An 11,776-nucleotide genomic window follows, 5' to 3' on the forward strand; every position below is an offset into this window, starting at 1 on the left:
GGCCACATCAAAGCCCTTGACCTGCGCATTCATGCGCTCGGCAATGGCCAGGCCTGCGGCGTCGTCTTTGGCGCTGTTCACACGCAAGCCCGAGGACAAGCGGGCAATCGCGTTGTTCAGGCCAATGCCCGAGCCAGAGAGGTTCTTTTGTGCGGTCAGCGACGCGGCGTTGGTGTTGATTCCTAGCATGATGTTTCTCCAAGCAGTGTTTAGTTTTCCAAGCTGGCAACGTCGTGTTTGCGCTGCCTTATGTCCCGGTTATCGATTCCTGAAAACAAAACTTGAGGAAAAATATTTCAATTTCAAAATTTAATGCTGCAGCCCTAAAGTTCTTTCGCCTGGGGTCGTAAGCAAGCGCCCGCGCCATTCGAAGCTACTCACTCACCCCCCCTCCGTTCGAACCCCCTACAGTTTCCCCAAATGTTGTCCGTTAACAATGTGTCGGGTTTAACAATCTGACACCTTCCCAAGGGCAACCCAAAACAAGGGGGCGGCCCATCGGGGGGACAATCGAATGGGGGGATCCCCCCTCCTTGCGATTCTTTGGCTTTTGGCCTTGCCGGATAGTGTGTCCATGTCAGGCAGATTCTTATAGCGCGATGTGCGAAGGGATGACTGAATGAATGGAAGTTGGATGATTCAGGTTCCCGTCCAACAAGCCGAAGATGCGTATGAGGGGAGTGTCCCTGTCAACTTGGTGACAGGTGTACATGAAGGACGCAGTCAAACAATGCAGTACAACAGATTGAATCGGAGGATGTTCAAATGAAAAGTACCCGTTTGTTGGATGAGATTCGTGAAACCAACCTGTCTTACCTGTTGCTGGCTCAGCAACTGATCCGTGAGGACCGCGCAGAAGCCACCTTCCGCCTGGGCATCTCTGAAGAAGTGGCCGATTTGATCGACCAACTGACCACCGCACAAGTGTTAAGAATTGCCTCCAGCAACATGCTGATGTGCCGCTTCCGTTTTGATGACGAAGTGGTTTGGAACTTGCTGACCAGCCACACCAAAGACCGCACCGTGTCTGGCATGCATGCAGCAATCATCATGTCTGGCAAAGCAGCCGACGCAGCTGCGTAATTGAAAATATAGACAGGGGCAAAGCATCATGGCAAAAGTCAAATCAATCGTTTCAGAAGCCGCACAAATCCAACTGGCCACCGAGCTGATTCAGCTTGATGCCCGCCTTCAGGTGCTGGAGTCCGAGACGCAGTTGTCCAGAGAGCGTTTGCTCAAGCTTTATAAAGAACTCAAGCACAAGTCGCCACCCAAGGGCATGTTGCCTTTCTCGACCGACTGGTTCATGACCTGGCAGCCCAATATTCATTCGTCGCTGTTCATCAATATTTACCAAACATTGATCAAGAGCACAGAAATTGAAGACATCGAGGCCATCATCAAGGCCTACAAAATGTACCTTGAGCAGGTGAGCCAACTGGGTCTGCCCGAAGTGCTTTCCCTGACCCGCGCATGGCGTTTGGTGAAGTTTTTTGATGCGGGCATGTTGACCACCACCGCTTGCAAAGAGTGTGAAGGCCGCTTTGTGGTTCATACCTATGAATTGGTGGACGAGTATGTGTGTGGCCTGTGCCACATGCCCTCACGCGCTGGAAAAACCCGCCAGTCTGCTGCAGAACGCTTTTTTAACGAAGAGGCAGGAATCGACGCCTAAGCCTCTTTGCGCATGCCCCCGGTGGAGGGGGCATTTGGTTTACCCCTGCTGCGCGAAAAGGTCCGGTTGCATCCTCCCACCCTCTGTCTCTTCCGGGTCTGCAGCGGGGGTTTCTACACCCCAATGGCCAACCTTCATGGTTGGCCATTTTTCATTTTGCAATCCCTGCCCAAAAGGGTGGGGGCTTTGTAGGGCTTTGGTTTAAGCGCTATGCCATGCGTTGAAATCGCCCATAAAAGCCACTTTATTCAGACAAAAGATTTTACAAAGTCTGCCGACAATACCTATACAGAAAAACCATTCGCAGACAGAGATTCCAACCCATGTTAGTTGTCGTCGGTTACGTCATAGTTATATTTTGTGTGCTGGGTGGCTTTGCCTTCATGGGTGGCCACCTCATCACCCTGTGGCAGCCCGTAGAAATCCTCATCATTGGGGGTGGAGCCATCGGCGCATTTGTAGTGAGCAACCCTCCCACGGTGTTGAAGGCCGCGGGCCGGGCCATGGCTGGCGCCTTCAAACCGTCGAAAATTACCAAAGCGTTTTACATGTCGCTGATGGCCTTGATGTTCGAAATTCTGACCAAGGTTCGCAAAGAAGGTCTGATGTCCATCGAAGGCGATGTGGAAGATCCCGAACAGAGCCCACTGTTCCAAAAATACCCCGAGGTCTTGCACGACCATCACATCGTGGAATTCATGACCGATTACCTGCGCTTGATGGTCAGCGGCAACCTCAACCCCATGGAAATTGAAAACCTGATGGATGAAGAGCTAGAAACTCACCACCAGGAGGCCCATGCGCCCCAGGCGGCTGTGCAAAACATGTCAGATGGTTTGCCAGCCTTTGGTATTGTGGCTGCGGTGATGGGGGTGGTGCACGTGATGGGCTCGGTGGGGCAAGTGAGCAACGCCCAGCTGGGCATGATGATTGCGGCGGCGCTGGTGGGCACATTTCTGGGTATTTTGCTGGCCTACGGCTTTGTGGGCCCATTGGCCAACGTGATCAACCACAAAATTTCAGAATCCTCTAAACCGTTTGAGTGCGTTAAAACCACCTTGCTGGCCAGCCTCAATGGTTACTCCCCAGCCTTGGCTGTGGAATTTGGGCGCAAGGTGTTGTATTCCACTGAACGGCCTTCTTTCAGCGAGCTGGAAGAACACGTCAAAAGCACCAAGGGCAAGTGATCATGGCCAAGTCCGAAGAAGAACGCCCAATTATCGTTGTCAAGAAGATCAAGAAAGGGGGCCATGGCCACCACGGAGGCGCATGGAAGATTGCCTACGCCGACTTCGTGACCGCCATGATGGCCTTCTTCTTGTTGATGTGGTTGCTGGGCTCCACCTCCGAGGGTGATCTCAAAGGCATTTCAGATTATTTCAACTCGCCACTGAAAGTGGCTCTGATGGGTGGCCCAGGCTCTGGAACAGCCACCAGTGTGATTGATGCAGGCGGCACCGACCTGGCGCGGCAAGTGGGTCAAATCAAGGCTGGCAGCAACAGCGAAGCCAAGACCAACTACAACATGAACAACATCAATAACAACAACATCAACAGCAACAGCCCCGCCTTTGAGCAAGCCGAGGCCAGCCGCCTGGTCGAATTAAAGGGGGAAATTGAGGGCCTAATCGAAGCATCAGAATTGATGAAACAGTTTAAAAATCAAATCTTGCTGGACATTACTTCCGAAGGTTTGAGGATTCAAATTGTGGATGAGCGCAACAGGCCCATGTTCGATTCTGGCAGCGCGGTGTTGAAAGACTACATGCGCGACATTTTGAGGAACATCACCAAAATGTTGCTGCAAGTGCCCAACAAAATCAGCCTGTCAGGCCACACCGATGCCACACCGTATTCCTCTGGCGTGAAGGGGTACAGCAACTGGGAGCTGTCTGCTGAGCGGGCCAATGCCAGCCGGCGGGAAATGACCGCAGCGGGCATGCCGGATTCCAAAATGTTGCGCGTGGTGGGCTTGGCCTCATCGCTGCCCTTTGAGGAAAAAGATCCCTACGCAGCGGTGAACCGCCGCATTGCGATTGTGGTGATGAACAAACGGTCAGAGGACGCCGTGCGTGCTTTGGCCCAGAAGGAAGATGGGGGAGACACCAAGATGGTGGATTTACCGCCGCTTCCAGCTATAGAAGGATTGCCCTTGAGCAAAGGGCGTTGAGGCAATAGAAATTAGACCCGGAAGGTCAAACTGTCAGGAGCAAACACAAATGCAAAACGATTACCGATTGATGAACATGATCGATGAAAAAGCGAGGCTGGCAGGCTCCAACAAAATGGAGTTGCTCCTGTTCTCACTGGGGTCCACAGAAGTATTTGGTATCAACGTGTTCAAGGTGCGCGAAGTGTGCGAAACACTGCCGATCACCCGCACGCCCAACATGCCACCGGGCGTGGAGGGCATCATCTCCCTGCGCGGCAGCATTTTGCCGGTGATCGACCTGGCTCAGTGCCTGCGCATGGACAATGGCTCACCGCGCACCAAGCTCATCATCACCGAGTTTTCCTCGCACACCCAGGCCTTCCTGGTTCAAGATGTGGATCGCATTGTTCGCGTGGATTGGGAACAGGTGAAGTCGCCTCAGAGCATCGGCCAGTCGCAAAGCGCCATGATCACTGCACTCACTGAGTTGCCCGACGGCAAGCTGGTGTCCATTCTGGACGTAGAGCAAATTCTGGGCGAAGTGATAGGCGAAGGCGATGTGCCCAACATGGACTCGCTCAAGCCAGAGAATCCCTCCCCAGTGTTTTTTGCAGATGACTCCAACCTCGCGCGCAAAAAAATCACCGAGGTGCTGGAAAAACTCAACCTGCCTTACCAAAGCGCCACCAACGGACGCGAGGCTTGGGAAAAGCTGCGCAACATCGCAGGCCGCGCCGAGCAGGAAAAACGCAACCTCAAGGACATTGTTTCTCTCATCCTGGTGGATGCAGAAATGCCCGAGATGGATGGTTATGTGCTCACGCGCCACATCAAAGAAGATGCCCGCTTCAAAGGCATTCCCGTGTTGATGCACTCCTCACTGTCATCTGTGGCCAACAAGAAGTTGGGTCAGCAAGTGGGCGTGGACGCGTACGTCGGCAAGTTCCACCCCGAGGAGCTTGCTCAAATGGTTACCTCAATGCTTCACCCGGCTTAAGGAGCAAGCATGAATCCTGAAGATCTTAAATTCCTGATTGTGGACGACTTCTCGACCATGCGTCGAATCGTTCGCAACCTGCTCAAGGAAATTGGCTACAACAACGCAGACGAGGCCGAAGATGGTGCAGTCGCGTTGAGCAAACTGAAAGCAGGCAGTTTCAACTTTGTGGTCAGCGACCTCAACATGCCCAATATGAACGGGTTTGAGCTGCTGCGAAACATTCGAGCCGATGCTGACCTCAAGCATCTGCCCGTGTTGCTGGTGACTGCCGAGGCCAAAAAAGAAGACATCGTGACCGCCGCTCAAATGGGCGCAAACGGCTACATCGTCAAGCCATTCACCAAGGCCACCTTGGAAGAAAAGCTGACGAAGATCGTCGCCAAGATGTCTGTTTAAACACAAAAGAATTCAAGAGAGAGGTCTAAAACGATGAGCCCTGACAACTTGAAGAGCGGTGACAACGACGAGCTCGAAGCCCTGTTTGACGAAATTGCTGAACAGCGTGTGTGGGACGCCCACGCACCTGCGGCTCAACCCGTGGTTCAACAGGCTGAGCCCATGCCCGCCGAGCAGCAGGAGCCAGCACAGGCCACCACCCTCAGCAGTGACGACGCCATCACTGAAGACCCCCATGATGTGTTTCGCCGTGTGGGTGTGCTCACCCGCAAGTTGCACGACGCCCTTCGAGAATTGGGCTACGACAAAAATGTAGAAGACGCCGTGAGTGCGCTGCCAGATGCGCGTGCCCGCCTTAACTACATTGCCGACCTCACCGGCAAAGCCGCAGAAAAAGTGCTGTCCACCGTTGAAAGCTCGCAAAAGTTAAACGATGAAATTGCCGCCAGAGCACAAGCGCTCGATGCGCAATGGGATCGCCTGTACAACAACGAGATGAGCCTAGAAGAATTTAAAGCGCACGCGCAAGCCAACCGCGATTTTGTAAAGCAGATAGGGCAAAGCAGCGGCCAATTGGGCAGCAACCTCACCGACATCATGATGGCGCAAGATTTCCACGACCTCACCGGTCAGGTGGTGAATCGAATTGCCAACGTGGCGCAAAACCTTGAAGAGCAACTGGTTCAACTGCTTCTGGACACCACGCCTGCCGATCAGCGCAAGCAAGTGGAAGAAACATGGCTTTCTGGCCCAGCGATCAATGCTGAAGGACGCTCCGATGTGTGCGCCAACCAAGGCCAAGTGGACGACTTGCTAGAAAGCCTGGGCTTCTGAACCCGGCCACAACACAGATCCTGCGTGGGAGAAACAAATGAGTGCATTCAGCGATGTGGAGTTGTTGCAAGACTTCCTGACGGAAGCAGGCGACTTGCTCGAAGATGTAGACAGCAAACTGGTTGAGCTGGAGCAAAGCCCCGAGGATGCAGAACTACTGGCCACGGTGTTTCGAGGATTTCACACCATCAAAGGTGGAGCTGGCTTTTTGGAGGCCACGCACCTGGTGGAGCTGTGCCACAAAACCGAAAACCTGTTCGACAAACTGCGCGCCAGAACGCTCACCCTGAACGCCGAAATGATGGACGCCATTTTGGCGGCCACCGGCGAAGTGCACCGGATGTTTGGCGAAATGCGCAGCGGGCATCAGCCCTCTGCCGCCCCGGGCGAGCTTCTGGATGCTCTGGATGCGGCCATTGAAGGTCGCGCCGTGGTGCTGGAGCAAGCATCAACAAACACCGCCACCGCACCACAGGCAGCCCCCGTCACCCCTGAGCCAACCCACCCGCCTGTTGCATCCTCCGTGTGCGCCGAGGACGACCTGGACTGGGCAGGTCTGTATGAAGCTGTGGTGGGGCAGCCACCCCGTGAATTAACTCAGGCCGCATTGAGCACGGCCATGGCCACTGAGGCAATTTCCAAACAGGCCGAGGCCGCCGTTCGACCCAAGGTGGCGCCCAAGGCCAAAGGGGCAAGCCCAGCGGCAGCTGCGGCCAACAAAGAAAATACCATCCGGGTGGACACCGCACGTTTTGATCAAATCTTAAACCTCAGCGGCGAAATCGGCCTGACCAAGAACCGCTTGAATTGCCTGTTCCAAGCCATCTCCACCAGCAAGCCCAGCGAAGAAATGATCAAATCGCTGGATGTGGTGGTGGGCCAACTGGACATGTTGGTGTCCGATCTTCAGGCCGCCGTGATGAAAGCACGCATGCAGCCCGTGGGCCGGGTATTCCAGAAATACAGCCGCTTGGCGCGTGACGTGGCCCGCCAGCTGGGCAAAGACGTTGAATTGGTGCTAGAAGGCGCAGAAACCGAGGTGGACAAATCCATCCTCGAAGAATTGAACGACCCCTTGGTGCACCTGGTGCGCAACGCGGTTGACCACGGCATTGAAACCCTCGCTGATCGCACCGCCTGTGGCAAAAATCCCAAAGGCATCGTGAACCTGTCGGCCCGTCAAACTGGCGACCACATCGTCATTGAAATACAGGACGATGGCCGGGGCATGAAGCCTGAAGTGATCCGCGAAAAAGCGGTTGAGAAAGGCTTGATCAGCGCAGAAGAAGCAGGGCAATTGAGCGTTCAAGACAGCCTGCAGCTCATTTTCCTGCCCGGTTTTTCTACCAAAGATCAAATCTCGGACATCTCCGGTCGTGGCGTTGGCATGGACGTGGTGAAAACCAACATTCAGCGTTTGAATGGTCGAATCGAGATCGAATCCAACCCTGGCGAAGGTTCCAGAATCACCATCCTGTTGCCGCTTACCCTGGCCATTTTGCCAGTGTTGATGCTCAAGCTTGAAGAGCAAATTTATTCGCTGCCACTGTCTTGTGTCAGGGAGATCATTCCCATCGAGGAAGACAAAGTGCAACGCGTCGGTGGCAAGCCCACCATGGTGGTGCGCGGTGAAGTGCTACCCTTGCTTGATTTGGCCAGTTTGATTGGTCGCCCAACCAGCCCAGGCCCCAAAGTGGGTGTGTTGGCCATCAGCGGCAACCGCGCCTGCATTTTGGCGGTAGACACCTTGGTGGGGCAGGACGAGGTCATGATCAAGCCGCTTGATGGGGTGAAGCCCAAGGGTGTGGCTGGGGCCACCTTGTCTGGCGAGGGTCTGTTGGTGCTGGTGCTGGAGCTTCGCGAATTGCTCGAAGGTCAAATTTAAACAAGGCAAACTTTTGCAGGCTGTTCAAAACGCTGCAAATTCAGGCCCGGTGCGCTTGCATCGGGCCTGATTGTTTTTAACTCCCCAAACAGGGGGGTTTTTCGGCGTCTAATAATTCAATCACCTCTGCACCACCCCCACCATAATGCAAGTGTCGTCTACCTTCTTTAACACTTCGCCACCCTGCGCAGACAGGAGGTTAGGGAGTCCACTCAATGAGTTCAATGTACCGCGCCATCGAAAATCACTTCTTCTCGTCACTTAGCAAAAAATTGTTTGGCAATGTGGCAGCCATTGGCCTGTTGGGCCTGGTGCTTTTGGCGGTGGTTTACGCTTGGGTGGCCAATCGATTGGACCCATCAGCACTGGGCGATTTTCGCAGCCTCATGGTCACTGCATCGCTGGGCTTGGTGATGGCTTGCACAGCCGCATTTCTCTACCTTCGTCACCTCATTGTTCGACCCGTCAAGATGTTGTCGGACCGCATGCATCAGTTGGCGCATGGCGAAGGCGATTTGTCTGTCAATTTGCCAGCCGTCACGCAAGATGAATTGCGTGATTTGGCTGAGCATTACAACGCTTTCATGGAGCGCCTGCGCGACCTCATTCACGAAATTCGACGGATGACCGCTCAGGTGTCCATGGAGTCGGTGCGGGTTTCTGGCAGCTTGAAAGACGCCAGCAAAACAGCCGACAAACAGGGCGCCATCACCACCGAAATTTTCCAAGCCGCTGACCGGGCCAGCCACGCCATGGAGCATGTGGCCAACAGTGCCAATTATTTGTCCAATGCCACTGGCGAACATTTACAGACCGTCAACTCCTCCTACCGCGAACTGCTCATTGTGGCAGAAGAAATGAACCAAGCCTCTGGCAGCTTGAACAGCTTCGGCAGCACCGTGCAGCAATTGGCCCAAACCGGCAAGGGCATTGAAAGCATTGTTAAACTCATCAACGATATTTCTGACCAAACCAACCTGCTTGCGCTTAACGCAGCCATTGAAGCAGCGCGCGCAGGTGAACAGGGTCGCGGATTTGCAGTGGTGGCCGACGAAGTGCGCGGCCTGGCCGAGCGTGTAAAGGCCGCCACGGGCGAGATTCGCGGCAACATTTCGTCCATGCTGAAACTGGTTGAGGTCACCCAAGCTGAAACCCGCGAAATCAACACCAGCATCTTGCGAGGGCAAGAGACGATTAGCGCATCCTCAGCCAAGTTCTCCGGCATGGTGCATAGCTTTGAGGAAATGAGCAATCAGATCAACGACGTGACCTCGCAGGTGCAGTCGGTCAAGCAAATCAATGGCGAGGTGTCCCAAAAAGCCTCCCACATTCGCGACACAGCTCAGTCGGTGATTGATCAAACCACCAGCTCAGAAAAATCAAGCAATGAGCTGGCAGGTGCCACCGACCGAATCAAGGAATTGGTGGCGCGGTTCAAGATTGGCAAGGGCGCCTACGAAACCATCATTGAAAAAGCCATGTTGGCTCGCGATGAATGCAAGAGCATTTTGCTGGCTGCTCGCGACAATGGGCACAATATTTTTGATGAGGCTTACAAACCCGTGCCCAACTCCAATCCACAGAAATACACCACCAATTACGATCGCGCTGTAGAGCGTCAATTGCAGGCGGTGTACGACCGCTTGGTGGCTCAAGTGCCGGGCTCGGTATTCTCGCTGTGTGTGGATCGCAAAGGATACGCGCCCACGCACAACAGCAAGTATTCCCGACCGCTGACGGGCGACCTGAAAGTGGATTTGGTGGAAAGCCGCGACAAGCGCATGTTCAGCGACCCCGTTGGCTTGCGTGCTGCGCAGAACCTGTCGCCCTGGTTGCTGCAAACCTACCGGCGGGACACCGGTGAGGTGTTGAACGATCTTTCATTGCCGATCGAAATCGATGGTCGTCACTGGGGCGGCATGCGCTTGGGCTTTAACCCCGAGTTGCTGATTCGAGATTAACGACGAAGCGGGCAGTGGGTTTGCCCAAAACCAGGCCAAACGCATCAGGCCTGGTTTTTTGTTTTCCAGCTCAAGAGCGCTTCATCGCATTGCGCTAGGGTGTTCACCAAGGCCTTGGTGGACTCGCTTAGGCCATCGATACCTTGCGTTCCCGCTTTTCTGCACGCCACCTCGAGTGTGGCTGCCAGGCTTCTGCAAGCCTCTAAGCCAATCGCACCGCTTGCGCCTTTCACATTGTGTGCAGCATCGCCCAGCGCTGTGATGTCTTGTTGCTCGTAGGCGCCGTTCAAGCGTGCCATGTAACCGGCTTTTTCTTTTAAAAACACATCAATCAACATGCACAGCAGTGCGCGGTCGTTGTCAACGCGGGCCAAAGCCTCGCTCGGGTCGTAGGTCATATCGTGTTGTAGCCTGTTGCAGCAAACATGGAATGTGGACAGTTTACCCATCAATTCGTGCTTTTACTTCACGCGCTTCATTTTCATAATGGGAACCTTCAAGGACTCGGAATGCTGCCGTGGCAGAAGACACCGATCAGGAAAAGGACCTACCGGCCTCAGAACAGAAAATTCGAAAGGCCAGGGAAGAGGGCAATGTCCCGCGATCGCGCGAATTGGGCGGTGGCGTGGTGTTGCTCGCCGGTGTGTCCTTGCTGTATGTGATGGGCACCGAGCTGGTCAGCCAAAGCGAAAAACTGCTTCGCAAGGGGCTGATGCTGGATCGAAGCCAGGCCTTCGACACCAAGCAGATGGGCCTCAAATGGGTGTCGATGCTTCAAGAAAGCCTATTCATTCTGGTGCCCTTGTTCTTGGTTGTGTTTGTGGCGGCCATTGTGGCCAATGTGTCTGTGGGCGGGCTCAACTGGTCGTCCAAGGCCCTGGAGCCAAAGTTTTCGAAGCTTAACCCCATCTCGGGATTAAAAAATATTTTTTCGGTCAATGGGCTCGCAGAGCTGGTCAAAGCCATCCTCAAGTCGCTTGTGCTGGGTGGAGTGGGTTACCTGCTCATCATGCAAGATCTTGGCGAGTTTGCCCAATTGTCAGCCATGCCGCTGGAAAAGGCCATGGCTGAAACAGCGCGCATCACCATCAAAGATGCGCTCATTCTGGCCTTGGCCTTCATGTTGATTGTGGCGCTCGACGTGCCCTACCAGCTTTGGCGCTACTACAAAGGCTTGCGCATGAACCTGGAAGAATTAAAGCGCGAGTCCAAAGAAACCGAAGGTGACCCGCACCTCAAAGGCAAAATCAAAAGCATGCAACGCGAGGCCGCTCGCCGCCGCATGATGGCCTCTGTGCCCAATGCTGATGTGATTGTGACCAACCCAACCCACTATTCAGTGGCCTTGAAATACGACAAAAACGGCAACAGCGCCCCCAAAGTGGTGGCCAAAGGGTTGGGGCCCCTGGCCCTGAAAATTCGGGAAGTGGGGCAACTCAGTGGAGTGCCCATGGTGGAAGCGCCACCGCTGGCGCGAGCCTTGTACGCCAATGTGGATCTTGAGCAGGAAATTCCCGGGGCCTTGTACACGGCAGTGGCCAAGCTGTTGGCCTATGTGTATGCCTTGGCCGAGGGCAAGGCCCATTTGCTAGAAGTGCCGGGGGATGCGGACATTCCGGCGGGCATGGACCCAGCGGCCACGCCGGCTGCGGCACCCTGAAGCAAGCAGGTCCGTGCCCCGTTCAGCGGTGTCGCTTGCTCCTTGAAGCCAGCAGGACCATGCCGATTATTGCGCGCGCCTGTTTGATTCGCTTGCTCCTTGAAGCCAGCAGGACCATGCCCCTTTGCGACGGCCAATCTGTTGATCCCTCCCTGAGCCTCGCCTGAACTGAGGCCCGCCCTCCAAAACTGAGGTCGGGTCGGGCCTCTGCCC

General features: G+C 54.6%; 11 protein-coding genes and 1 pseudogene. 10 read left to right on the forward strand and 2 right to left on the reverse strand.

Annotated elements, in window-relative coordinates; genetic code table 11:
• A pseudogene (locus ACEQU8_RS14265) lies at positions 1 to 189 on the reverse strand (flagellin FliC); the annotation flags it as partial.
• A gap of 576 nt (positions 190 to 765) precedes the next feature.
• Here ACEQU8_RS14265 and flhD point away from each other — a divergent pair.
• The 9 genes from flhD (at position 766) to ACEQU8_RS14310 (ending at position 9,903) form a co-directional block, all read left to right on the forward strand.
• Positions 766 to 1,083, forward strand: a complete 318-nt coding sequence (gene flhD, locus ACEQU8_RS14270; protein WP_370264483.1) for a flagellar transcriptional regulator FlhD — start codon at positions 766 to 768, stop codon at positions 1,081 to 1,083.
• Between the two features lie 28 nt (positions 1,084 to 1,111).
• Positions 1,112 to 1,675, forward strand: coding sequence for a flagellar transcriptional regulator FlhC (gene flhC / locus ACEQU8_RS14275; RefSeq protein ID WP_370264485.1), 564 nt, complete (start codon positions 1,112 to 1,114; stop codon positions 1,673 to 1,675).
• A 323-nt stretch (positions 1,676 to 1,998) separates the two neighbouring features.
• Positions 1,999 to 2,862, forward strand: a complete 864-nt coding sequence (gene motA / locus ACEQU8_RS14280; protein ID WP_370264486.1) for a flagellar motor stator protein MotA — start codon at positions 1,999 to 2,001, stop codon at positions 2,860 to 2,862.
• 2 nt (positions 2,863 to 2,864) lie between these two features.
• Positions 2,865 to 3,845: a flagellar motor protein MotB gene (motB, locus tag ACEQU8_RS14285; RefSeq protein ID WP_370264487.1), complete on the forward strand. Its 981-nt coding sequence runs from the start codon at positions 2,865 to 2,867 to the stop codon at positions 3,843 to 3,845.
• A 49-nt stretch (positions 3,846 to 3,894) separates the two neighbouring features.
• Entirely contained in the window at positions 3,895 to 4,824 is a 930-nt protein-coding gene (locus tag ACEQU8_RS14290) for a chemotaxis protein (protein WP_370264488.1), read from the forward strand.
• A gap of 9 nt (positions 4,825 to 4,833) precedes the next feature.
• Positions 4,834 to 5,223 (forward strand): chemotaxis response regulator CheY, encoded by a 390-nt coding sequence (cheY, locus tag ACEQU8_RS14295; RefSeq protein WP_370264490.1) that lies wholly within the window; start codon positions 4,834 to 4,836, stop codon positions 5,221 to 5,223.
• A 33-nt stretch (positions 5,224 to 5,256) separates the two neighbouring features.
• Positions 5,257 to 6,057: a protein phosphatase CheZ gene (locus tag ACEQU8_RS14300; RefSeq protein WP_370264491.1), complete on the forward strand. Its 801-nt coding sequence runs from the start codon at positions 5,257 to 5,259 to the stop codon at positions 6,055 to 6,057.
• Positions 6,058 to 6,094: 37 nt separating this feature from the next.
• Entirely contained in the window at positions 6,095 to 7,942 is a 1,848-nt protein-coding gene (locus ACEQU8_RS14305; RefSeq protein ID WP_370264492.1) for a chemotaxis protein CheA, read from the forward strand.
• Positions 7,943 to 8,157: 215 nt separating this feature from the next.
• The gene (locus ACEQU8_RS14310) at positions 8,158 to 9,903 is read left to right on the forward strand and encodes a methyl-accepting chemotaxis protein (RefSeq protein WP_370264494.1); all 1,746 of its coding nucleotides are present in this window, start codon (positions 8,158 to 8,160) and stop codon (positions 9,901 to 9,903) included.
• Positions 9,904 to 9,947: 44 nt separating this feature from the next.
• On the opposite strand, the gene ACEQU8_RS14315 is transcribed toward ACEQU8_RS14310, so the two are convergent.
• Positions 9,948 to 10,301 (reverse strand): Hpt domain-containing protein, encoded by a 354-nt coding sequence (locus tag ACEQU8_RS14315; RefSeq protein WP_370264495.1) that lies wholly within the window; start codon positions 10,299 to 10,301, stop codon positions 9,948 to 9,950.
• Positions 10,302 to 10,420: 119 nt separating this feature from the next.
• Between ACEQU8_RS14315 and flhB the strand changes: the two genes are divergently transcribed.
• A complete protein-coding gene (flhB, locus tag ACEQU8_RS14320) occupies positions 10,421 to 11,563 on the forward strand; it encodes a flagellar biosynthesis protein FlhB (protein ID WP_370264497.1) in 1,143 nt (380 codons plus the stop codon).
• Positions 11,564 to 11,776 lie beyond the last annotated feature (213 nt).

Source organism: Limnobacter sp., from assembly GCF_964228395.1.
Lineage (GTDB): Bacteria > Pseudomonadota > Gammaproteobacteria > Burkholderiales > Burkholderiaceae_B > Limnobacter.